Here is a 24066-nt window from a genome sequence, read left to right as displayed (position 1 = left end):
ATTTCCACAATAAGCTCTTTTTTCGCTTATAAGGAGAAAACAATGAAAGCAAGTCAACATCAAAGCATAGGAACGCTCACAGGATATTCTCAGATGGTATTATCTGTTTTGGCAATACAAATAAAAAACGAGATAAACACTTGGTTACCTCGCATTCTCTTGCTTCTCAACCGCCTGAACTTGTTCTATACGCTCTTTTAAACTCACCTGAGCAACATACATATATATACATTTGCCTTCGTAGGAGCGCTCATAAATCTATTCTCTGACCTCGCATTTGCCCAATATCAATGTTCTACCTGCTCATGTAAAAGAATGATTTTACTTTAATCCTCTTTACATAATCAAATTGTAATATATTAAATACTTAAACAAGTGTTATACCGTCACTAATTCTAAAATAGCCTTTTGCCATTGGTCTATTTTTGATAATTTTGAAGATATATCTTCCTTTTATTTATCTGTTTGTTCTTGCTTCTTTTTCAAATACTCCGCACGTATTTTTTCAAGTTGCTGCTTTTTATCAAATTTGGCAGGTATGTTTTTTTCATGATACTTTGTCACAGCTGCCTGACCTTTGGTGTCCAATTGATATTTCCCCACTTTGTTCACCTACTTTTCTTGTTTTTAAAGAGAATCTATTCAACAAATATAATATACTTTATTTTCGGAAGATAATTTCGTGTCTTATTACACGTAAAATACTAGGGTACAAAAAAAGGATTCTGCACCAGTGACCGAAGCCCTGACCGAATCCCTAATCTGTCTCAAACCCTATCACATCAAGGCTTGAACTGCGCTTTTTTAATGTCCCAGGAGGGATTCGAACCCCCGACCGACGCCTTAGAAGGGCGTTGCTCTATCCAGCTGAGCTACTGAGACGTGCGTTTCAAACTTTCATTCATTCCCTAAGGACAATACTTAGTATATATTGCATTAGGAATAAAGTCAACGCTTTTTTAAATCTTTTTTATTTCTATAAAATCTACTATTTCCGATGCCATATTCTTGAATGTAACGCGCACTGTTTCATCCCATTCTACAACAGCATAAGTCGCATCTTTCCCGCCCCGCGGCTGCATTGTGCTGCCTGGATTCAAGAACAGTATTCCGTCTTTCATCTCAGCACCATACAAATGCGAATGGCCAAATAGAACGATATCTGCTCCAGATTCTTTTGCATAATAATAAAGCCCCATCAACGATTGTTTCACATCATGCTCATGACCATGTACAGCTAAAACTGTCTTCCCCTCTACCTTGACCGCAACAGATGCGGGAAACCTAGCATCCCTGTCACAGTTTCCACGGACTTTATGCATTGTCTGTAAAACTGAATCATCGAATGACAGCTCACTATCACCGCAATGGAAAGTCGCGTCCGCAGAAAGTGCAGAAACGGCTTTCACCGTTTCCTTATCTCCATGCGAATCACTCATAACAACAATCTTCATTCTGAATCACCTGCCACCGTCATATATTGAGGTAATTTGAATTTCAACTGAGCTAAAGCTGCTCCCCTGTGTGAAATCTCATTTTTCTCTTCAGGTGACAATTCCGCCATCATTCGATTCTTTTCAGGCACGAAGAAGACTGGATCATAGCCGAAGCCGTTCTTTCCTTGACGTTCATGGTGAATCAGACCTTCACAGCTACCCGAAAACGTTTCTGTAACCAAACCAGGACCAGCCACTGCTAGCACGCAGCGGAATCGAGCGGTACGACCATCCACAGGCGTCGTTTCTAGCTCCTGTAGTACTTTGTCGATATTTGCATCATCATTCTTCTCGAGACCCGCATAACGCGCGGAGTAGACGCCTGGCGCGCCGCCAAGCGCATCGATTTCAAGTCCACTATCATCTGCAATAACGATTTTGCCAAGCAAGCGTGCGACCGTCTCTGCTTTCAGAATCGCATTCGCCTCAAATGTGTCGCCCGTTTCTTCTACATCGATATCTCCTTCGATATCATTTAACGTAAGAACTTTTACTCCCAGTGGCTTAAACAACGCTTCAAAGTCTTTTGCCTTGCCCACATTATTCGTGGCTATCAATACTTCCTTCATGATTCACCTTGTTCTTTCGGTTTGATCAACTGCGCAACAAGTCCAAGTGCTTCTTTTTGCACTTCAACTAGTTGGTTAATTCCTACTTCTGCAAGCTCCACAAGACCGTTCATCTCTACGCGCGTAAATGTCGATTCTTCGCCTGTCCCCTGAAGTTCGACGAAAGCGCCGGCACCAGTCATAACAACATTCATATCGACAGCAGCCGACGAATCCTCGATGTAATCCAGATCCAGAATGAGTTCACCCTCAACCGTCTTCCCTACACTCGTTGCAGCAAGGAAATCAGTTATCGGGAATTTAGCTAATCCTTTTTCGATGTGTAGTTTCGAGATTGCCATTGCTGTTGCGACGAACGCACCCGTAATCGACGCTGTACGCGTACCACCATCTGCCTGGATAACGTCACAGTCCACCCAGATAGTTCGTTCACCAAGCGTCTCCAAATCGATGACAGCGCGCAGTGCACGGCCTATCAAGCGCTGTATTTCCATCGTACGTCCGCTAACCTTACCTTTTGAAGCTTCACGTTGCGTTCTTTGTCCAGTAGCGCGTGGCAACATAGAATATTCCGCTGTTATCCAGCCTTTTCCGCTATTACGTAAAAAATGTGGAACCCGTTCTTCTATAGAAGCTGTACAAATCACCTTCGTATTTCCGACCGTAATAAGAACTGAGCCTTCGGGGTGAATTAAATAATCTGTTTCAATTGTTACCGGCCTAATCATGTCGGCCATTCTTCCATCATGTCTCATATCGTGTACCCTCCATCATTCAGATTGCGCATTCATCTTATCATAACTCATTTCATATACGCAAAAACCCGGATGTCCAAATCTGGACATTCCGGGTTTCTTACAATTCAATATAGCTTACATTAGGCTTTTCAATCGACAACCAGTCTTCAACAATGCCTTGAAAAGTTTCTGACTCCCCTGTTGTATAAAAAACAGGTGCCACTACGCTGTCAGCAATGCGCTCAATGCCTTTAGAAAGTAGAATACGTTCAACATCACACACTGTTTCTACCGCGGATGAAATAATTTTCACATTATTCGGAAGGGAGGTTGTAATATGTTGCTGCAATAATGGATAATGTGTACACCCCAATATCGCCGCATCAAAATCTTTCCCCTCAAGTTCACGGAGTGTACGGTCAACAATGATACCTGCATTATCTGACTTATACTGACCACTTTCGACAATTGGAACAAATTCAGGACACGCAAGTGAGTAAACCATCGCATTCGGTGAAAGAACATGGATTGCATCATTATAAGCGCCACTTTTAATCGTTCCAGCAGTCCCAAGCACAGCAATTTTTCCCGCCACGGACGCATTAACTGCAGCCCGTGCACCTGGCACGATAACGCCGATGACAGGAAATGAAAATCGTGCTCGGATATCATCGAGTGCAACAGCCGTAGCCGTATTGCAAGCAATGACAAGCATTTTTATACCCATTTCGGAAAGTGCTGATGCCATCTCCATTGTAAACTCCCGGACTTCGTCAATCGGCCGGGGCCCATATGGACAACGAGCATCATCCCCTATATAGACAATGGGTTCATGTGGTAGTCGATTGAGCATCTCTTTAACCACGGTTAGCCCGCCGACGCCCGAATCAATTACTCCAATTGGTGCTTCCACTAAAATCCCTCAATCCTTTTTCATCTCTTGATGTAGTTTACTCAGCAAATCTGAGAAGTCCTTCACTTGTTGTTCATCGAAGTCTACTAACACCGAATTCAAATAATGACGGCGTTTATCAATTACTTCTTCGATTACCCGTTCACCTTCGCTAAGAAGATGAATTCGGACAACACGGCGATCTTGATCATTGCGGACACGCTTCACAAGCGAGTTCTTTTCCATCCGATCGACCAAATCAGTCGTAGTACTGAATGCAAGGAACATCTTGTTCGACAAATCCCCAATCGTCATATCTCCATGTTCAAATAGCCACTGTAAAGCAACGAATTGAGGTGGAGTGATTGTATAATTACTAAGAATTCTACGGCCTTGTTGTTTGATGATTGCTGCAACATACCGTAATTCTTTCTCCATATGTGCAACTTCATCTGTATATTGAATTTTTGGTGGGTTATTTTCCATCAACTGAACCAGCTCCCTGAAAACAAATACTGTCTACCTATTGTCCCCCTTTTTTGCGCTTATGGCAATACCTAATAAATTGATGGTAAAAAACGTTAAAAAAAAGCTGTTTGAGAGCTGCATAATGCAGATCAAACAGCTACTGTTACAAGGCATCAATCACCTACACTCGGCTATGATCACCCTTCATCATTAACACCTGCTTCAACGCAATTGTAACTCTCCCAACCGTAACAATTCGATTACCGCTTGTGCTCTGCCGGAAACACCTAGCTTTTGAATTGTGTTCGAAATATGGTTGCGAACAGTCTTTTCGCTGATTCCGAGCCGCCCCGCAATATCTTTTGTCGTTTGATCTTCAACGAGCAGATTAAAAATTTCTCGCTCTCTTGCCGTAAGCAAAGAACGGTTTTTAGAGTCCTCTATCAAGACGCGCCCTCCTATCCACTTTCACTTTAAAATATGTGAAGAGGCGGCGAGCTGTGCCGGCTACATGGTGATTTAGTTAACAAAAAGTATTTTCTCCTCTTCAGACCACGCAACACCTTTGCCCGTCTGTCTGCCAATCTGAACCATCGTACCTCGTCCTGTGAAGACGATATCATCTTTACTGTTCTTCGCCATATAGTGAATATCAACAGAACTGTTACCAACTGCGGCAGCTTTAACGAATATTTCCAACTTTTCATCAAAAAAGACTTGCTTCAAAAAATCACATTGCAAATCAGCAACGACCGGAAAATTTTCACCCTTTGGATCAAGCCAATTATTCATAAGCCTAATCTCTTTTAAGAACTCAATCCTCGCATGCTCAAAATAAATAAATGGGACCGTGTTGTTCAAATGACCATACATGTCCGTCTCAGAAAAACGAACGGATATAGGTACAGAAAACTTGAATTCCGATTCCCATGTCGACAACTCTTTTATGTACACTGCTTTCACTCACCAAACATCTCCTCTTCTAAAATGAATACCCATTCATCTATTCTATCAAATACTCCCTAATAAATGAAGGTGCTAAACAAAAATAGAAAAAAGCCCCGCCAAGGCATAATGCCGTAGCGAGGCTAGGGACTGAAATCAGTCCACCATATGGTCACTTCCGAAGAAGTTTTTGAACATTTGTACGTTCGTTGCACGGTTCATTGCTGCAATCGAAGTAGTCAAAGGAATTCCTTTTGGACATGCAACTACACAGTTTTGTGAGTTACCACATTCACCAATTCCACCGTCTGTCATAATCGTAGCCAGACGTTCGTCTTTGTTCATTGCACCAGTTGGATGCGAGTTGAACAGCCGTACTTGTGATAGCAATGCAGGTCCCATGAAGTTCGTATTGTCGTTAACGTTCGGGCATGCCTCAAGACATACACCACACGTCATACATTTTGAAAGTTCATATGCCCATTGGCGTTTACGCTCAGGCATACGAGGTCCTTCACCAAGGTCATATGTGCCGTCAATCGGAACCCATGCCTTAATTTTTTTCAACGAATCAAACATGAATTCTCTGTCAACAATCAAGTCGCGAACGACTGGGAATGTCTTCATTGGTTCAAGTTTAATCGGTTGTGTAAACTGATCTACAAGTGCCGTACAAGATTGGCGTGGACGTCCGTTGATAACCATTGAACATGCCCCACAAACCTCTTCCAAACAGCTCATTTCCCAGTTAACTGGTGTTGTTTGCTTACCTTCTGCGTTGACCGGGTTACGACGAATTTCCATTAAAGCAGAAATGACGTTCATATTCGGTCTATATTCTAATTCAAAACTTTCCCAATAAGGTTGTGATTCAGCAGTATCCTGACGTCGAATTTCAAAAAGAACCGTTTTCTGTGACGTCTGCTGTTCACGTTCTTGTACTGCCGTATTGTTCTCGCTCATTTAGGTCAATCTCCTTTCTTCGCGGAGTAATCGCGTGTACGTGGTGGAATCAAGGAAACATCTACTTCTTCATAATGGAAGATTGGTGCAGAATGTCCATCGAATTTCGCCATTGTCGTTTTCAAGAAGTTCTCATCATCACGATTCGGGAAGTCCGGTTTGTAATGGGCTCCACGGCTTTCATTACGGTTAAGTGCACCAAGAGTAATAACACGAGCCAAGTATAGCATGTTTTTCAGTTGACGCGTAAATGTTGCACCTTGGTTAGACCATAGTTGTGTATCCGTAATGTTGATGTTTTCATAACGCTCAAGAAGCTCAACGATTTTATCGTCTGTCGCTTGTAGTCTGTCATTGTAACGAACTACTGTTACGTTATCAGTCATCCATTCGCCAAGTTCTTTATGAAGAACATAAGCGTTTTCAGTACCGTTCATTTTAAGCGTATCATCCCACTTCTGCTGCTCTTCTTTCACTGCTGCGTCGAAGATTGTAGAAGGAAGGTCCACTACAGAACGTTTCAAACCTTTCATGTAATGAATAGCGTTCGGTCCTGCGACCATACCGCCGTAAATTGCTGAAAGGAGTGAGTTTGCGCCAAGACGGTTTGCACCGTGCTGTGAATAATCACATTCACCCGCCGCGAATAGACCTGGAATACTTGTTTGCTGATTATAGTCAACCCATAGTCCGCCCATTGAATAGTGGACAGCCGGGAAGATTTTCATCGGTAATTTACGTGGATCGTCGCCTGTGAATTTCTCATAGATTTCGATGATTCCACCAAGCTTAATATCAAGCTCTTTTGGATCCTTATGGGAAAGGTCCAGATACACCATGTTTTCACCGTTGATACCAAGTTTTTGGTTAACACAAACGTCAAATATTTCACGTGTTGCGATATCACGCGGTACTAGATTACCGTAATCCGGATACTTTTCTTCAAGGAAGTACCAAGGCTTGCCGTCTTTATAAGTCCAGACACGTCCACCTTCACCACGTGCCGATTCACTCATAAGACGCAGTTTATCGTCTCCTGGAATTGCTGTTGGGTGAATTTGGATAAATTCACCATTCGCGTAGTGTGCACCTTGCTGATAAACGATAGAAGCTGCAGAACCTGTATTGATGACAGAGTTTGTCGTTTTCCCGAAAATGATTCCAGGTCCACCTGTTGCCATAATGACTGCATCACCTTTAAAGGCTTGAATCTCCATCGTTTTCATGTTTTGCGCTTTAATACCGCGACAAACGCCTTCTTCATCAAGAATAACACCAAGGAATTCCCAGTGTTCGTATTTCGTCACAAGTCCAGCAACTTCATGACTTCGAACTTGCTCGTCTAATGCGTAAAGGAGCTGCTGTCCTGTCGTCGCACCAGCGAAAGCAGTACGGTGATGCATTGTACCTCCGAAACGTCGGAAATCCAACAATCCTTCTGGCGTACGGTTGAACATAACGCCCATCCGGTCCAATAGACTGATGATTCCTGGTGCTGCATCCGTCATTGCCTTAACTGGTGGTTGATTCGCAAGGAAGTCTCCGCCGTATACAGAGTCATCGAAATGAATGTCAGGTGAGTCGCCTTCCCCTTTTGTATTTACTGCACCATTAATGCCGCCTTGTGCACATACAGAGTGGGAACGTTTAACCGGAACAATGGAGAACAAGTCAACCGGCGTACCTTCTTCAGCGGCTTTGATAGTTGCCATCAGGCCGGCTAGTCCACCGCCGACGACAATCAATCTGCTTTTTGCCATTATTGTTTCACTCCTCAAATTATAGGTGATCTCGTAGTCATTTAGTTAAATTGTTATTCAATTACGCCTCGGCGTAATTGCGTCCAAATTTGAATCAGCAGGGATTTCTGCTGATTCAAATTAAACAAATGCAAGTAGTGCTTGTATACCGATTACAGAAAGCACTAGGAATATTGCCATCGAGATATACGTAACGATGGTTTGTGAACGTGGAGATTGTGTAATTCCCCAGCTTACTAGGAATGACCAAACGCCGTTCGCCAAGTGGAATGTAGCTGCAAGGACACCTGCAATGTAGAACGCAAGCATGAATGGACTCGATAAGATGTCAGCCATCATATCGTAATCAACTTCATCTCCCAATGCTTTTTGAACTCTTGTTTGGAAGATGTGCCATGCGATGAACACGACTAGGAATACTCCCGTAATACGTTGTAGCATAAACATCCAGTTCCGGAAAGTCCCGTAACGCTTTACGTTATTTTTCGCTGTGAAAGCTATGTACACACCATAGAACGCATGGAACATAAGTGGGATGTAGATGATGAACCATTCAAGAAACAATACGAACGGTAAGTTACCCATGAAATTGGATGCAGTGTTGAATGCCTCTGGGCCGCGTGTGGCAAAATGGTTAATCACTAAGTGTTGGGCAACAAAAAGCCCCACTGGAATGATTCCGAGCAGTGAATGAAGACGACGCAAATAAAAATCTGATTCTCTCGACAAGTCTTTTACCCTCCTTTATTAACTGAGTCCTTCAGTGCGCCTCTGTCATCATTTCGACATGAAGCGACCGTTGACGACGTACCTCTTCGTGGTACAATATTATGACATAACCATTGTACTCCTCAGTTTTGAAGAGGTCAAGACGATGTGGGCTTTTCGACACGCCCGAATTTAATATATTATTATTCTCTTGGATTCACTAACGCTATCATTTAACCGAAAGGGTTGCATATTCGATTGGAAAATACTACATATGATTCACCAACCCGTTTTGGCTATGAAGTTTTACGAGATCACGTGTTGCCAAGTATCCTCGGGAAACATGAAGATGAAATCCTCTATTGGGCCGGAAAAGAAGTAGCTCGAAAATTCCCGATTTTTGGTGTTGATGAACTTCCTGAGTTCTTTCAAGAAGCCGGATGGGGGCCCCTTCATCTCGAAAAGACGTTGAAAGACGAGGCTTTTTATTCTTTAAAAAATGATTTCGCTACAAATGCCCAAAACAGATCTTGCCAACTTGAAGCCGGTTTCATTGCACAACAGTACCAGAAATTTAGTGGATTGCTCACTGAGTGCTACGGAGAATTTAACGCAAAGGATGGTCTCATCCATTTCCAAGTCAAATGGGACTTAAAAACGAAAGTTGAGGCATGAAAAAGAAGATGCATCCTTTAAATCGGGCGCATCTTCTTTTTCATACAACTAATATATATATGTTGAACTATTGATTCTATATGATCTCCAGCGAAGGCATCTCTATGCGCCGTGCGTTGTTCAGAGGTTTCTTTATGTCAACATATATAACTAAAAATAACCAGTAAATTACTGCTTATTTTCATGATGAAACACCCTATGTACAGTTTCCGTTGGGTTGCACCTCTCGCAGTTTTCTCGTTAATCGCATGAGGGGTTTTTGGGAACGAATGAATAAGCACTTTCCAATCCATAATAGAGCAGCCAAAGATGGAATTTTGGCTGCTGAATCCATCTATATAGCATTTCCTTTTTGATTTTAAGGAAGTGTCACTTTCTATATGGAATTGCACTGTAACTTGTATAGTCTTAACTAAAATTTACAAGGAAGGCTTTATTAAAAGTGATAGAGCGCCCTTTGTCTTCAGGCACTTGCAATAAAATGGTTAACAATAGACATAACAAATTATTTCAGTCGTTGTCTAACCCGAATTGTTTATGAAGCGCCGCTACCGCTATTTCCATATCCGATTCTGGAATAACTACGGATACCTTGATTTCAGACGTACTAACCATTTTCACAGGAACTGATGCACTACGGAGTATCTCAAACATTTGTGCAGCGACTCCTGGGTTGGATACCATTCCACTTCCAACGATTGAAACTTTCGCAAGACCCACTTCAAAGTCGGCTCTGTTGTAACCAAGGGCTTCTTTTTCTGTCTCCAAAACATTAATAGCTTCTGCAAAATCCTCTTTCTTAATGGAAAATGACACAGACGGCTGTACGCCTTCCATAATTGTCTGGACGATAATATCGACGTTAACATGGTGATCCGCAAGTGCAGTGAATATATTCGCAAGCGAGCCATTGTATGGAACGTCATACATAACTGTAATCCGAATAATATCTCTTTCAAAGGCGATGCCCCGAACAATTAAATTGTTTTCCAAATCAATTTCCTCCTTGATAATCGTTCCTTCACCTTCCATATGTGCAGGTCTGACCCGAAGCGGCATTTGATGGTTCTTGGCAAACTCCACCGCTCTTGGGTGAAGTACTCCTGCGCCTAAATTCGCGATTTCAAGCATTTCATCATATGATATTTCCTCAAGTTTCTTCGCTTGTCCAATTAATCTTGGATCTGTCGTAAATACCCCTTCAACGTCTGTGTAAATATCACAGATAGCTGCATCTATTGCAATCGCAATCGCCACAGCACTTGTATCAGATCCCCCGCGACCAAGTGTTGTCAACTCACCCGAGCTGTCAGCACCTTGAAAGCCGGTTATCACTGCAACAGCACCCGATTCAAGCGTCGATACAACCTTATCTGCATGGACTTGCTCGATTCGCGCATTGCCGTGAACTGACTCTGTCGTTACACCCGCTTGCCACCCTGTATATGAGCGAGCCTCCAAACCTTGTGCCGCAATTGCCATCGCTAAAAGGGATGCTGTTACTTGCTCACCTGTCGCAAGTAGCATATCAAGTTCGCGGCGGCCCGCTTTCGGATTAACTTCCACGGCGAGCTTTAGAAGATCATCCGTTGTTTTCCCCATTGCAGAGACGATAACCGCAACTTGATTCCCCCGACTTACTTCACCTTGTACAAGCTTTGCAGCGCGTGCAATCCTCTCGGGGTTCGCAACTGATGTGCCACCAAATTTCATTACAATTCGTTCCATAATTATTCCCTCCAATTTCCCCCTGAACGCAAAAACGGCCCTCATAAGTATGAGAGCCGGTCCGATTGGAGCGCTCGCCGAAGAGCCGCCCCGTTCAGATAGCTCTCCAGGTATTTTTATACCTGACAGACTTCCATTTATTCAATGGAAATCCAGCAGGACAATCGTGACAGCCGATTGGTCCGCTTCGGCGAATACTCCTTTCAATCCCGTTCATCAGGCTGCCGCCTTCCGGAGATTTACTATTGGTATCCGCACCTCTATCTTCACTACATATGCAATTTTTTAGTGAAAAAACTCAGTGCGTTCACTCTATCACATTACTTCTTTTCTCGCAATGCCTCTTCACGGAAATACGTTTCCACTGATTCCGCAACCACCTTCGGCAAGCCCGCTTGTTGCAGCTCTTCAACGGATGCTTCACGAATCTTTTTCATAGATTCAAAGTGTTTAAGTAATAATGTTTTCCGTTTCGGTCCGACGCCTGGTAATCCATCGAGCGCTGATGTCAATGAATTAGTTTCGCGCCGTTGCCTGTGGAAAGTAATTGCAAACCTGTGCACCTCGTCTTGAATTCGCTGTAACAAGTAAAACGCTTCACTCGTTCTCTTTAGCGGGATCATTTCAATCGGATTGCCATAGAGAAGTTGCGCCGTCTGGTGTTTATCGTCCTTCGCAAGTCCAGCAATTGGAATCGACAAGTTCAACTCATCTTCAATGATTTCCCTGGCCGCTTCCATATGACCTTTACCACCATCTATAACGATAAGGTCAGGTAATGGCAAATCATCCTTTAGCACACGGATATAACGCCGCCTTACAACTTCACGCATCGCCGCATAGTCATCGTGTGCTGCCGCAGTTTTCGTCTTATACTTTCGGTAGTCTTTACGGTTCGGTTTCCCATCAAGGAATGACACCATCGCAGAGACGGCATCTGAACCGTACATATGTGAATTATCAAATGCTTCAATACGGTACGGTATGGTGATATTCATCGCCTTGCCAAGTTCTTCACATGCGCCAATTGTACGAAGTTCTTGTCGTTCAATAAGTTGGAACTTTTCTTTCAATGATATCTCAGCATTCTTGATGGCTAGATGGACGAGATCTTTCTTTTTACCGCGCTGCGGAATGAAGACGTTGACATCTAGAAGTTGACGGACGATTTCACTATCCATTCCCTGAGGCAACAGGATTTCTTTCGGGATTAAATGTTGGGACTTACCGTAAAACTGCCCGATGAACGTTAGCAGTTCTTCTTCCGGTTCTTGATAAACCGGGAATAGCGATACATCCCGTTCAATTAGCTTTCCCTGACGGACGAAAAAGACTTGAACACACATCCATCCATTGTCCACAGCAAATCCGAAGACATCACGATCAGTGAAATCACTCATCGTCATCGCCTGTTTTTCCATAATCGCTTCAATATTAACAATCTGATCGCGGTATTCTTTCGCGCGCTCAAACTCCAAATTCTCCGCAGCTGCAGCCATTTTTTCCGTCAATTCTTTTTTCACACTTTTATAGCCGCCATTCAAAAAGCGGGTAATATCATCAACCATTTCCTTGTACGTTTCCAATTCCACTTCATTGACACAAGGGGCGAGGCACTGGCCAAGATGGTAATACAAACAGACCCGATCAGGCATCGTATGACATTTTCGATAAGGATAGAGCCGGTCAAGCAACTTTTTCGTTTCACCGGCGGCAAAAGCATGAGGATACGGACCGAAGTATTTCCCTTTGTCTTTTTTCACTTGTCTCGTAATGATTAGTTTCGGATGACGCTCTGCCGTTAATTTTAAGTATGGATAGGTCTTATCATCTTTTAACATGATATTATATTTCGGATCATACTGTTTGATAAGGTTCAACTCGAGGACAAGCGCTTCCAGGTTGGTTGAAGTGACAATATATTCAAAGTCTATGATTTCTCCAACAAGTCGCTGTGTTTTAGCATCATGGCTACCCGTAAAATAACTACGAACCCGATTTTTCAACACTTTCGCTTTTCCCACATAAATGATTGTCCCTTGCCTATCTTTCATCAAATAACAGCCTGGCAACTCCGGTAATATGGCCAACTTTTCTGCGATTAACTCATTCATCTAATTCACCTACCAAAAAACCGGGTGCCAATGAAGGACCCGGTTATTCTATCAAATACATCTCGGCTATTTGCGACTGCCGCTTCGCTTTCATCGCAAAAAATATTTCGCCCAGATTTTGAACTTCTGCTAAATTAAGTTACTAATTAAGCGTGTTTTGCAATCAATTCAGCAAGTGCTTCTTTTGGTTTAAAGCCGACAACTTTGTCAACAATTTCTCCATCTTTGAAAAGAACCAAAGTAGGGATTGACATGATACCATATTTACCAGCTGTTTCTTGGTTGTCATCAACGTCAACTTTAACAATGTTCGCTTTACCTTCGATTTCGCCGTTTAATTCTTCAAGAACTGGAGCGATCATTTTACAAGGTCCACACCAAGGTGCCCAAAAGTCAACAAGGACAAGTCCTTCTTTAATATTTTCGTCAAAATTCTGATCAGTCGCGTGAATAATAGCCATAATAAATTTTCCTCCTCTTAATAGATAACCTATGTCTGTATTATAGCATGCAGCTATATGACGGGCTAAATATATGCTTAGTTATTAAAAGAAGCTCCCCACTATTGAGGGAGCTTCACTTTAAATTAGTTTGTCATAATTTTTTTAATTTCTTCAATCATCATCGGAATAACCTCGAAAAGGTCACCAACAATTCCATAGTCTGCTACTTTGAAAATATTCGCTTCTGAATCTTTATTGATTGCCACGATTACTTTCGAGTTAGACATTCCTGCCATATGTTGGATTGCCCCCGAAATTCCTGCAGCAATGTACAAGTCCGGTGTAACAACTTTACCAGTTTGCCCGATTTGTAGAGAATAGTCACAGTAATCCGCGTCACACGCTCCACGAGATGCACCGATTGCTCCACCTAAAAGTGTCGCAAGTTCTTGCAATGGTTCGAAGCCTTCCGCACTTTTCACGCCACGGCCCCCTGCAACAACAACTTTCGCTTCTGAAAGATCGACACCCTCTGTCGATTTACGAATAACTTCTGAAATGATTGTACGAAGATTGGTAACATCAACAGATAGTGCAGCTACGTCGCCAGTTCTGCCTGCGTCGTGCTCTAAAGGCGCAATGTTATTCGGACGTACTGTGATGAATAGAAGTCCGTCTTTGTTCTTCACTTTTTCAAATGCTTTACCAGAGAAGATTGGACGGATGAATACCGCAGCATCGCCCTCGCCTTCAATAGTAGTTACATCAGAGATTAAACCTGATGCTAGTTTACTAGCAATCTTAGGTGACAAATCTTTCCCTAAAGCTGTGTGACCGAACACAATAGCTTCCGGTTTCTCTTGTTCGTAAACCGCCATAAACGCTTGGCTGAATGCGTCAGAAGTATATAGTTTCAAATGTGGATGTTCCACAGTAACGACACGGTCTGCTCCGTAATGAATCATTTCTTCTGCAAGTGACTGAACAGCATCGCCGAGCAATACCCCGACAACCTCTCCGCCTCCCGAAATCTTTTTAGCAGCTGCAATCGCTTCGAATGAAACGTTACGCAAAGCTCCTTCTCGTGCTTCCCCAAGTACTACTACTTTTTTAGACATTTATAGTCCCTCCATTACAATTAAAAGTCTGATTATATTAGATTAGATTACTTTAGCTTCATTTTTAAGCAGATTTACCAGTTCATTCACTTGATCAGAAATATCGCCTTCAAGAATACGTCCAGCAGCTTTTTGCGGCGGAAGGTAAATTTCGATTGTTTGTGTTTTCGCTTCTACGTCATCTTCTTCTAGGTCAAGATCATCTAGTTCAAGCTTTTCAAGCGGCTTTTTCTTCGCTTTCATAATACCTGGAAGTGACGGGTAGCGTGGTTCGTTAAGACCTTGCTGAGCAGTCACTAGTAATGGCAGTGACGTTTCAATTGTTTCAGAATCCCCTTCAACATCACGAATGATTTTGACGGATGTACCGTTGATTTCAAGGTTCGTAATTGTCGTTACGTAGTTAATGCCTAGAAGTTCAGCCACACGTGGACCAACTTGTCCAGAACCGCCATCAATTGCAACGTTTCCTGCAAGAATCAAATCTACTTCTTTATCTTTCAAATACTCAGCAATAATTTTAGCAGATGTGAATTCATCCATTTCATCAAGGTCATCTTCAGTATCGATTAGAACCGCTTTGTCTGCACCCATTGCAAGCGCTGTTCGAAGTTGTTTTTCCGCGTCTTCTCCACCGATTGTAATGACAGTTACTTCGCCGTCATTTGCGTCGCGTACCTGGATAGCTTCTTCAATTGCATATTCATCATAAGGATTGATGATGAACTCCGCACCATCCTCAGAAATTTTACCGTTAGAAACCGTGATCTTTTCCTCTGTATCAAATGTCCGTTTTACTAGTACATAAATATTCATATTGCAGGCCTCCCTAACTTTTTAATTATTTCCCTTTAAATACAGGTACACGTTTTTCAAGGAATGCTTGGATTCCTTCTTTTGCATCCTCAGAGACGAAAACTTCACCGAATGAATCAGCTTCTGCCTTCACACCTTCATAATAAGAAGGATGCTTCGTAAATTGCAGCATCTCTAGTGCAGCTTTCACTGCGACAGGACCCTTCTTAGCAATCTTCTTAGCAAGCTCCATTGTTTTAGGCAGGAGTTCTTCATCTGTATAAGCATGATTGGCAAGTCCTAGACGGGCTGCTTCTATCCCACTGATTGGATCACTCGTTAATAACATCTCCGCTGCTTTCGGCATGCCGACGTAACGCGGAAGACGCTGTGACCCAGCAAAACCGGGGATTAGACCCAATTGCAATTCCGGCAAGCCCAGTTTCGCATTTTCAGTTACAATCCGCATGTGACAGGCCATCGCTAGTTCAAGCCCACCACCCAGTGCCGCGCCATGAATAGCGGCAATAACCGGTTTAGAGAAACGTTCAAGCCGTTCAAAAACTTCTTGTCCGCTTGCGGAAAGTTTTGAAAATTCTTCGCCTGAAGTGACAGATGTAAATTCTTTAATATCTGCTCCAGCCGAGAAAAACTTGCCTTCTCCGTGAAAGACAATGACTCGTACAGAATCGTCGTTCTCCACTTGATCAAGTAATGCATTCACTTCCAGTATGAGTGCGCGTGAAAGCGCATTCGCGGGTGGCCTGTTAATTGTCGCAACAGCTACCCCATCATCAATTGCTACTGTTAGAAACTCCATTTCATCCCCACTTTCCATCAATTACGCCTCGGCGTAATTGCGTCCAAATTTTGAATTGTGCCTGCTGGATGCAGGTATGCAACCTTTGCCGCAGGACGCGGCGAACTTTGGTTGCCTTCCCGAACCCACTTCAAAATTTGCGACATCCGCCAGAGGCTACTTAACTTGATTCAAGTTACGCTTTCATTCCATTCATAATCAGCCTATGTACTTCGGGTGATAGTTTCATTAAATCATATTTTTGATCATTCATCACCCATGAAGTGATTGTTTCGTCAATTGTACCAAATACCATTTGTCTAGCAAGTCGGATATCAAGGCCTTCGTCTAGCGCCCCATTCACGATTCCCTCTTTCAAAATTGCATCTAGGAGCGTTAAATATTCTTTTAGGACTTCGTTAATACGAAGACGTAATTCTTTATTCGATTGACGAAGTTCTAATTGCGTAACAATTGCCAAGTGACGGTCTTCATGCAGAATGCGAAAATGACTGTCAATCAGTCTGAATAGCTTTTCAGATGTATCAATATCCTGTTTCAATATAACTTCGACGTTATTTACGAAAATCGCCATTTTTTCTCTAAAAACAGATATCAGGATATCTTCTTTATTTTTGAAGTAAAGATAGATTGTCCCGTCAGCAACCCCCGCTTCTTTTGCTATCTTCGAAACTTGGGCTTGGTGGTATCCATTCTCAGCAATGACAATGACTGCCGCATCTACTATTTGCTTATATTTTGGTCTATCTCGTTTCATATCTATATATCACCACCAAAAAGAAAATATGAATGATGATTCATTCATATTTTCATATTAGTTGTTAACGGCTACTATGTCAAGCATTACATCACAGTGGAAGCAATTCCTTTTCAGCTTTCTCTTTTTCTTCATCAATCAAAGCACGGCGTAAAATTTTCCCGACAGCTGTTTTCGGCAATTCTGTACGGAATTCATAAAGTCGCGGCACTTTAAACGATGCTAAATTCTCTCGGCAATACTTATCAAGCTCTTCCTCCGTTACAGTAGCTCCTTGTTTCAAGACAATATAGGCTTTGACAGTTTCGCCCCTGTACGGATCTGGGATACCCGCGATAACACATTCCTGTATCGCTTCATGTTCATAAAGAACCTCTTCAATCTCCCGTGGATAAATATTGAAACCGCTTGCAATGATTATATCTTTTTTACGATCAACAACATAGAAATAACCCTCGTCATCCATATATCCAAGATCCCCAGTTAAAAACCAGCCATCGTGGAAAGTTTGTTCCGTATCTTCCGGTCTATTCCAATAGCCTTTCATCACTTGAGGGCCTTTTACCGCAATTTCACCAATTTCTCCATTCGCCAGCGGTTCTGATGACTCAGGACCAAGTATGCAAGAATCTGTATCTGGCCATGGAACACCAATTGATCCTTTAGCTCGTTTGTCTGCCCAGACGAAATTTGAATGGGTAACAGGAGATGTTTCCGTAAGGCCATATCCTTCAACTAGTTTTCCACCGGTGATTTTCTCGAATTTTTCCTGCACTTCGACCGGTAATGCAGCAGAACCACTAATACATGCTTTAATTGAAGACAGATCATATTTTTTAAGATTAGGATGGTTTAATAGTCCAATATAGATCGTAGGTGCGCCAGGAAATAAGGTTGGCTTCTGTTTATCGATTGCTTTCAAAGCCGTTTCAAAATCAAATTTAGGGATAAGTACCATTCTATTCCCTTGCATGACAGAAAGAATTAATACGGTTGTCATTCCATATACGTGGAAGAATGGCAAAATACCCATGACCGTTTCTTCGCCTTCTTTACACTTATACAACCATTCGCCACACATTTTAACGTTAGAAATTAGATTAGCGTGTGTCAACATGACTCCTTTTGGAGGACCCGTTGTGCCACCCGTATATTGCAGCAACGCAATATCTTCATCGTAATCAAAGTCATAACTAACCGGATCTGATTTTGCGACTTTCATAATTTCCGTGAATAGATGGTTCATTCCACGGTGCTCAACTTTCACTGTAATCCCGTGTTCTTTTTTCTGAATGAATGGATAGATGAGATTCTTAGGAAACGGTAGGTAGTCTTTTATTCCCGTTATTATTACATGCTCAAGTTTTGTGTCTTTAACGATTTTCGAAATTCGCGGAAATAGAATGTCGAGTGAAATGATTGCTTTCGCTCCAGAATCAACCATTTGATAAGCCACTTCACGCTCCGTATAAAGAGGATTCGTCTGAACGACGATTGCACCCACATACAATATCCCATAGTAGGCAATTGCCCCTTGTGGACAGTTTGGAAGCATGATTGCAACCCGGTCCCCTTTGACAATTCCGATAGTTGTCAAATAGTTCGCGAACTTCAAAGCTGATTCATGAAACTCTTTAAATGAGATGTCTTTACCAAGGAAATGCATAGCCGTCTTGTTAGGATATTTCTCGCTGGATCTTGTCAAGAATTCCTGAATAGGAATATGTTCATAGTCAAGCGTCTTTGAGATTTCAGCGGGATATAAGTCCAGCCAAGGTTTCATTGTCAAATAAAAGCCTCCTTTTTCCTCTTCTTCAATTCTTTGAATATTCCTAATCTAATTATAGTAGTAATTGAGTCAGGTTTCAAATAGAATATTTTATGTCAATAAAAAAAGCCTTGACCAGAATAAACTGGTCAAGGTGTATTTGCCGTCATCCAATAAATACCTACTGCGATAAATAATACGCAGACAACGAGTAATATTTTGGCTAATTTCTCCATAACTTCACAACCCTTATGAAATACTTGCTCCTATAACGAATGATAGTCCAACTGATATCGTCAAGGATATGAAACCGACTGCACGATTATCTGCTTCGATTTCCTTATCAATATTGAATTTAGGTGTCAGGAATTCAAACAACAAATAGGCGAAAATAAGCAGGGTAAATCCAAACAAGCCCCAGCCAATCATTTGAGGTAATGAATTATGCTGTTCGATTGAGTATCGAAATATGTTTGCTACCCCAAATATTTTACCACCTGTCGCAAGTGCCACTGCAACGTTTCCTTTTCTAATTTCTTCCCAATTCTTATATTTCGTGACGAGCTCAAAAAGCACCATTGAAACGATAAGGCATAGGACTACTACACTGAAATAGCCTGCTGATTCTACTAATGGATGATTCCAAAATTCGGTTTTATTCATAGTTTTAGACTCCTTTTACGTTCGGTCATTCCTTCCTATACGGATAAGCACGTAAAAGGTTTCAAAAACGGGAATATACTTTTTCATTAGCGCATGAAACTTTGAGAGAATCTTATCCACTGCGTAGGTGGATATAGAGATTCCTTTCAAGTCGCTGCGGCGCTCGGGGATGCCTTCCGCCCTTAGCGAGAGCACTGAAAAAGTACGATTTCCTTCAATCCCGTTGATTTCCGTTCCGAGCGGACGCTTTCCGCGGGCACGGCTTCAGTCAATCGAACTACGAAGGGTTCGATTTGCCGTATTTCTGTGTTCTTTGCAGAAATTAAGGCATTCTTGCCCCGTGCTCCCAACGCTAGCAAAAGCCGCTCTTCACTACAATCAACTAGTTCTTACTATAAAAAAGAACTTTTTCAGTGACTCCCCCTTGTAAGGCGCCTTTGCTTGGTTTATACAGGTATACATTGGTTAACTTAAACAGTGGAATTATTTCAATTCAACAACAGTAACGCCGTGTCCGCCTTCACTGGCTTCGCCAAATCGGTACGTTTTCACGCGGCTGTGATTTTTCAAGAATTGCTGGATACCTTGCCTTAACGCCCCTGTCCCTTTGCCATGAATAATCGACACTTGGTGATAATTTGATAGGAGCGCATCGTCCAAATACTTCTCTGTGCGGAAAATTGCATCTTCATAGCGTTCTCCCCGCAGGTCGAGTTCCATTTTAACATGTGTATCTCGTCCCGCTACTGAAGTTGATACATACTGTTTTTTCTCTTTTTCAGGTTTAACAAATTCCAGTCCTGATTGATCAAGCTTCATCTTCAAAATACCAATTTGGACAATCCATTCATGATCTGAAACTTTATCAATGAGCGTCCCTTTTTGACCATAACTGAGCACTTTCACTTCGTCACCTGTTTGAAGGGCCCTTGGCGCTGCCTTCGCTTTCACTGCCTTCTTCTTCGCTTCAGCAGGAGCAGCGCCTTCAAGACGTTTTCGAGCTTCAATCAATTCGTGTTCTTTTACGTTTGCCCCCACATTCAGGCGCATTGCACGTAAATCTGAAATGATTGCTTCCGATTCACGCTTCGCATCTTCGATGATTTTTTTGGCTTTCTCTTTTGCTTTTTCTTCCATTCGTTCTTTCTTGTTATCGAACTCCGCTAGTTTTTCTTCCAATTCACGTTTCAAACGATCCGTTTCTAGTAAGATGTCATGCGTCTCTTCTGCATCTTTTTCTGATTGCACACGGCTTGTCTCAAGCGAAAGGATCATTGAATCGACTTCACCGCGATCTGTACCCGTGAATTTTTTCGCCCGATCAATAACCCTGTCCTGCAATCCTAGTCGCTTTGAAATTTCAAACGCATTACTGCGTCCTGGAACGCCTATTAACAAACGGTACGTAGGACTAAGCGTGTCAACATCAAATTCAACACTTGCATTGGCAACGCCTGGACGGTTATAGCCATATGCTTTCAACTCTGGATAATGAGTTGTTGCCATTACTCTTGCACCACGTCCATGCACTTCATCCAGAATCGAGATGGCAAGTGCCGCCCCTTCCTGCGGATCCGTACCCGAACCGAGCTCATCGAATATAATAAGGGAACGGTCATCGTATTTCTCTAAAATATCGACGATGTTCACCATATGTGAGGAGAATGTACTAAGGCTTTGCTCAATCGATTGCTCGTCTCCAATATCAGCATAGATCGAATCGAACACTGCAACTTCAGAGCCGTCGAGTGCCGGTATAGGAAGTCCTGCCTGTGCCATTAGCGTACATAATCCTACCGTTTTTAATGTGACCGTTTTCCCGCCCGTATTAGGTCCGGTAATAACGATGGTTGTGATATCTTTACCGAATTCAATTGTATTCGCAACTGCTTCTTCCATCGACAACAAGGGATGTCGCGCTTTCGTTAGACGAATATAGCCTTTATTGTTCACTTCGGGCTTCGTGCATTTATGCGCTTTGCCAAATTTTGCTTTCGCAAGGATAACGTCGATTTCAGACAGTATCGCAACAAGGGTGAATAAATCATGTGCGACTTCCTGCACTTTCGCGGACAGATCAATAAGGATTTTCTCGATTTCTTCCTGTTCCTGCAGTTTTAATCTTCTAATTTCATTATTTGCCTGTACGACTGCATCAGGCTCGATGAAAAGCGTTTGACCAGACGACGACATATCGTGAATAACACCACGGTAATGCGAACGATACTCCGACTTTACTGGAATCACATAACGGTCATTCCGGATAGTGACAATGGCGTCGGATAACATCGTTGCAGCATTTTTCCCACGTGTATAACTTTCCAGCTTTTCACGTACGCGGCCTTCCTGCATTCGCAAACCTTGCCGAATTGTACGTAGCGATCCTGAAGCGCTGTCGACAACATGCGCATTGTCATCAATGCATGCATTGATTTCGTGTTCCAAGCCTGTCAAAATCGGAATGGCATCTTTTTTCGCAATGAAATGCGGAATTTCAATATCTTCATCTGCCACTATCGCTTCAATGAATTGACGCAGGTTCCGGCTTGCACGGATTGTGTTGGCTGTTTCCATCAATTCATAAGCACTCAGCATGCCGCCCATTTGTGCACGTTTGGCATGGGGTCTAATATCGCTAATTCCGCCCATTGGCACATTGCCACGAACGCGAAGTATCGATAACCCTTCGTCTGTTTCCTCTAGCAGTTTTACAACTTCATCAAAATCACTAACGGGTACTAATTTCTCCATATAAGATCGACCGGCGAATGATGTGCAATGAGTTGCTGCCATATCCCGGATTTTATCGAACTCAAGTGTTTTTAAGACACGGTTTTCCAATGTCTTACACTTCCTCTCACTTCCGCACAATTTCGCGGATAAATTTATCGAGCGGCCACGTATTAACGACCGTCTCTTTTTTCAACCATGCTTTTTTACCGTAGTTTACGCCAGTAGTCATATAATTTAGTTGTTCAATTGCATGTGCATCTGTATTAATGGCAATAGTAACTCCAGCTTCCTGCGCCATAATCAGATGATCAGTCGCAAGGTCGAGCCGATATGGGTTCGCATTCAACTCAAGTATTTTACCATACTCCTTCGCCCACTGAATAAGTTGGGGTACATCAGGATTATAACCTTCCCGTTGACCAACGATTCGACCGGTCGGGTGTGCAATCATATCGACGTGCGGATTTTTCATAGCCGTATGGAGCCGTTCCATAATCAATTCCTGTGATTGACTGAAATTAGAGTGAATAGAAGCAATGACAAAATCTAACTCACTTAGCAGTTCATCATCAAAATCCAGTGTAGCGTCAGGAAGGATGTCCATTTCCGTTCCGCAAAAAATTTCGATATCATCATATTCTTTATTCAACGAACGGATCTCCACGATTTGTTCACGTATTCGTTCAGGTGTTAGTCCGTTCGCAACTTTGAGATACTGCGTATGGTCTGTGATAACCATATAAGAATAGCCCTTAGCACGGCAGGCCTCAACCATTTCACGGATTGAGTACGCTCCGTCCGACCATGTTGTATGCATATGAAGGTCCGAACGGATGTCCTCGATCGCTACCAAGCCGGCTAGTTCATCGACACGATCGATTTCACTGCCATTTCTGCGCACTGCAGGCGGGATGAACGGCAAACCGAAGTGAGCGAAAAATTGTTCTTCTGAATCGAATGTCTCGATGGAACCATCTTCATTCTCCACTCCGTATTCACTTATTTTCATTCCTCTAGATTTCGCAAGTTGGCGCATTTTGACGTTATGGTCTTTCGAGCCAGTGAAATGATGAATAGCACTTGCGAATTGTTCTGCTTTCACGAAGCGGAAATCGGCGTCAATCGCCTCTTCCAAGTCGAGTGTTACAGACAGTTTCGCATCCCCTGCCGCAATCGTCGCAACCAGAGGTAATGTGGCAAGTAGCTTTTCCCGTACAGTTGCGGGCTCGTCCGTCACAATGATGAAATCGACGTCACTACTTTCCTCTTCCGTTCGACGGTAACTTCCAGCGACAGAAAAATGTTTAATCTCTGGTATCAAACGAAGTTCCTGCTCAACAAATGTAACAACCTTCTCCATTTGCCAATGCGGAAATTTCCCTTGACGAGTTCCTAAGATTTCAATTTCGCTCAACATATTCTCTTCTGTCTTCTTGCCGAAACCAGCTACTTTACTTACTTCCCCTGCCATGCATGCCGCATGGAGCGATTCAACCGAATCGATGCCAATCGCTTCCCGTAGTTTGGCGATTTTCTTGCCACCTAGGCCTGGTATTTTCAACAATGGAATAAGCCCTTTTGGCACAGCTTCTTCCAGTTCTTTCAGCAGATCAGACTCTTCTTTTTCTAGCAAATCGGTAATGACAGCACCCGTGCCTTTGCCAATCCCTTTCAACTTTAAAATATCATCCATTTCGGATAAACTGCGTGGATCTAGTTCAAGCACGTTGGCCGCTTTTCTAAATGCTGCTACTTTGAAATGGTTTTCCCCAAGCAACTCCATATATAAAGCGATTTTTTCAAACGTGCGAATGATTGTTTTTTTATTCACTATAAGCCCTCCTGTTCTGATATACGGAAGCGTCCTTTTGCATTCGGCCGCTGCGGATAGACAATTCTAGAAAAAAGCTTCCC

General features: G+C 42.6%; 23 protein-coding genes, 1 tRNA gene and 1 riboswitch. Of the genes, 1 reads left to right on the top strand and 23 read right to left on the bottom strand.

All coding sequences use genetic code 11. From position 1 onward, the window contains the following. Positions 1-453: 453 nt before the first annotated feature. The 12 genes from AZE41_RS23045 to AZE41_RS08125 all read right to left on the bottom strand — a co-directional run bounded on the left by AZE41_RS23045 (position 454) and on the right by AZE41_RS08125 (position 8559). Positions 454-603 carry a hypothetical protein gene (locus tag AZE41_RS23045; protein WP_197485383.1) on the bottom strand — a complete coding sequence of 50 codons (150 nt, stop codon included), beginning with the start codon at positions 601-603 and terminating at the stop codon, positions 454-456. A 205-nt stretch (positions 604-808) separates the two neighbouring features. Then, positions 809-882, bottom strand: a tRNA-Arg gene (locus tag AZE41_RS08175). A 77-nt stretch (positions 883-959) separates the two neighbouring features. Then, the gene (locus AZE41_RS08170; RefSeq protein ID WP_067207878.1) at positions 960-1454 is read right to left on the bottom strand and encodes a metallophosphoesterase; all 495 of its coding nucleotides are present in this window, start codon (positions 1452-1454) and stop codon (positions 960-962) included. Further along, a complete protein-coding gene (locus AZE41_RS08165; RefSeq protein WP_067207875.1) occupies positions 1451-2065 on the bottom strand; it encodes an XTP/dITP diphosphatase in 615 nt (204 codons plus the stop codon). Before AZE41_RS08165 ends, AZE41_RS08170 begins: the two co-directional genes overlap by 4 nt. Continuing rightward, positions 2062-2820 (bottom strand): ribonuclease PH, encoded by a 759-nt coding sequence (rph, locus tag AZE41_RS08160; RefSeq protein WP_067207874.1) that lies wholly within the window; start codon positions 2818-2820, stop codon positions 2062-2064. Before rph ends, AZE41_RS08165 begins: the two co-directional genes overlap by 4 nt. A gap of 100 nt (positions 2821-2920) precedes the next feature. After that, complete coding sequence (gene racE, locus AZE41_RS08155; RefSeq protein ID WP_067207871.1) at positions 2921-3715, bottom strand: glutamate racemase; 795 nt, start codon at positions 3713-3715, stop codon at positions 2921-2923. A 9-nt stretch (positions 3716-3724) separates the two neighbouring features. Further along, positions 3725-4180 (bottom strand): MarR family winged helix-turn-helix transcriptional regulator, encoded by a 456-nt coding sequence (locus AZE41_RS08150; protein ID WP_067207869.1) that lies wholly within the window; start codon positions 4178-4180, stop codon positions 3725-3727. A 204-nt stretch (positions 4181-4384) separates the two neighbouring features. Continuing rightward, complete coding sequence (locus AZE41_RS08145) at positions 4385-4609, bottom strand: helix-turn-helix domain-containing protein (protein WP_067207867.1); 225 nt, start codon at positions 4607-4609, stop codon at positions 4385-4387. Positions 4610-4681: 72 nt separating this feature from the next. Continuing rightward, entirely contained in the window at positions 4682-5125 is a 444-nt protein-coding gene (locus AZE41_RS08140; RefSeq protein WP_067207864.1) for an acyl-CoA thioesterase, read from the bottom strand. A 138-nt stretch (positions 5126-5263) separates the two neighbouring features. Next, positions 5264-6070, bottom strand: coding sequence for a succinate dehydrogenase iron-sulfur subunit (gene sdhB / locus AZE41_RS08135; protein ID WP_067207861.1), 807 nt, complete (start codon positions 6068-6070; stop codon positions 5264-5266). A 5-nt stretch (positions 6071-6075) separates the two neighbouring features. Further along, the gene (gene sdhA, locus AZE41_RS08130) at positions 6076-7830 is read right to left on the bottom strand and encodes a succinate dehydrogenase flavoprotein subunit (RefSeq protein ID WP_067207858.1); all 1755 of its coding nucleotides are present in this window, start codon (positions 7828-7830) and stop codon (positions 6076-6078) included. Positions 7831-7950: 120 nt separating this feature from the next. Then, positions 7951-8559 carry a succinate dehydrogenase cytochrome b558 subunit gene (locus AZE41_RS08125; RefSeq protein ID WP_067207855.1) on the bottom strand — a complete coding sequence of 203 codons (609 nt, stop codon included), beginning with the start codon at positions 8557-8559 and terminating at the stop codon, positions 7951-7953. Positions 8560-8796: 237 nt separating this feature from the next. On the opposite strand from AZE41_RS08125, the gene AZE41_RS08120 reads away from it, so the two are divergent. Further along, a complete protein-coding gene (locus AZE41_RS08120; RefSeq protein ID WP_067207853.1) occupies positions 8797-9213 on the top strand; it encodes a YslB family protein in 417 nt (138 codons plus the stop codon). Between the two features lie 510 nt (positions 9214-9723). Here AZE41_RS08120 and AZE41_RS08115 read toward each other — a convergent pair. From AZE41_RS08115 to polX, 11 genes are all read right to left on the bottom strand, one after another. After that, positions 9724-10941 carry an aspartate kinase gene (locus tag AZE41_RS08115; RefSeq protein WP_067207851.1) on the bottom strand — a complete coding sequence of 406 codons (1218 nt, stop codon included), beginning with the start codon at positions 10939-10941 and terminating at the stop codon, positions 9724-9726. 91 nt (positions 10942-11032) lie between these two features. Next, positions 11033-11212: riboswitch (Lysine riboswitch) on the bottom strand. Between the two features lie 49 nt (positions 11213-11261). Then, a complete protein-coding gene (uvrC, locus tag AZE41_RS08110; protein WP_067207848.1) occupies positions 11262-13055 on the bottom strand; it encodes an excinuclease ABC subunit UvrC in 1794 nt (597 codons plus the stop codon). A 146-nt stretch (positions 13056-13201) separates the two neighbouring features. Next, positions 13202-13516 (bottom strand): thioredoxin, encoded by a 315-nt coding sequence (gene trxA / locus AZE41_RS08105; RefSeq protein WP_067207845.1) that lies wholly within the window; start codon positions 13514-13516, stop codon positions 13202-13204. Positions 13517-13641: 125 nt separating this feature from the next. Next, entirely contained in the window at positions 13642-14616 is a 975-nt protein-coding gene (locus AZE41_RS08100) for an electron transfer flavoprotein subunit alpha/FixB family protein (RefSeq protein WP_067207842.1), read from the bottom strand. Between the two features lie 42 nt (positions 14617-14658). Further along, positions 14659-15432, bottom strand: a complete 774-nt coding sequence (locus AZE41_RS08095; protein ID WP_067207839.1) for an electron transfer flavoprotein subunit beta/FixA family protein — start codon at positions 15430-15432, stop codon at positions 14659-14661. Between the two features lie 25 nt (positions 15433-15457). Continuing rightward, a complete protein-coding gene (locus AZE41_RS08090; protein ID WP_067213902.1) occupies positions 15458-16231 on the bottom strand; it encodes an enoyl-CoA hydratase in 774 nt (257 codons plus the stop codon). A 175-nt stretch (positions 16232-16406) separates the two neighbouring features. After that, positions 16407-16988: a fatty acid metabolism transcriptional regulator FadR gene (locus tag AZE41_RS08085; RefSeq protein ID WP_067207836.1), complete on the bottom strand. Its 582-nt coding sequence runs from the start codon at positions 16986-16988 to the stop codon at positions 16407-16409. 91 nt (positions 16989-17079) lie between these two features. Further along, complete coding sequence (locus tag AZE41_RS08080) at positions 17080-18777, bottom strand: AMP-binding protein (protein ID WP_067207833.1); 1698 nt, start codon at positions 18775-18777, stop codon at positions 17080-17082. A gap of 228 nt (positions 18778-19005) precedes the next feature. Next, entirely contained in the window at positions 19006-19419 is a 414-nt protein-coding gene (locus tag AZE41_RS08075; protein WP_067207831.1) for a DUF350 domain-containing protein, read from the bottom strand. 483 nt (positions 19420-19902) lie between these two features. Further along, on the bottom strand, positions 19903-22212 hold the full coding sequence (locus tag AZE41_RS08070; RefSeq protein ID WP_067213901.1) for an endonuclease MutS2: 2310 nt from the start codon (positions 22210-22212) through the stop codon (positions 19903-19905). A gap of 64 nt (positions 22213-22276) precedes the next feature. Next, positions 22277-23983, bottom strand: a complete 1707-nt coding sequence (gene polX / locus AZE41_RS08065) for a DNA polymerase/3'-5' exonuclease PolX (RefSeq protein ID WP_067207829.1) — start codon at positions 23981-23983, stop codon at positions 22277-22279. Positions 23984-24066: the final 83 nt, after the last annotated feature.

The organism is Sporosarcina psychrophila (assembly GCF_001590685.1).
Classification (GTDB): domain Bacteria; phylum Bacillota; class Bacilli; order Bacillales_A; family Planococcaceae; genus Sporosarcina; species Sporosarcina psychrophila.
Note: the sequence above shows the minus strand (reverse complement) of the source record. Positions and strands in the feature narration are given on the sequence as shown.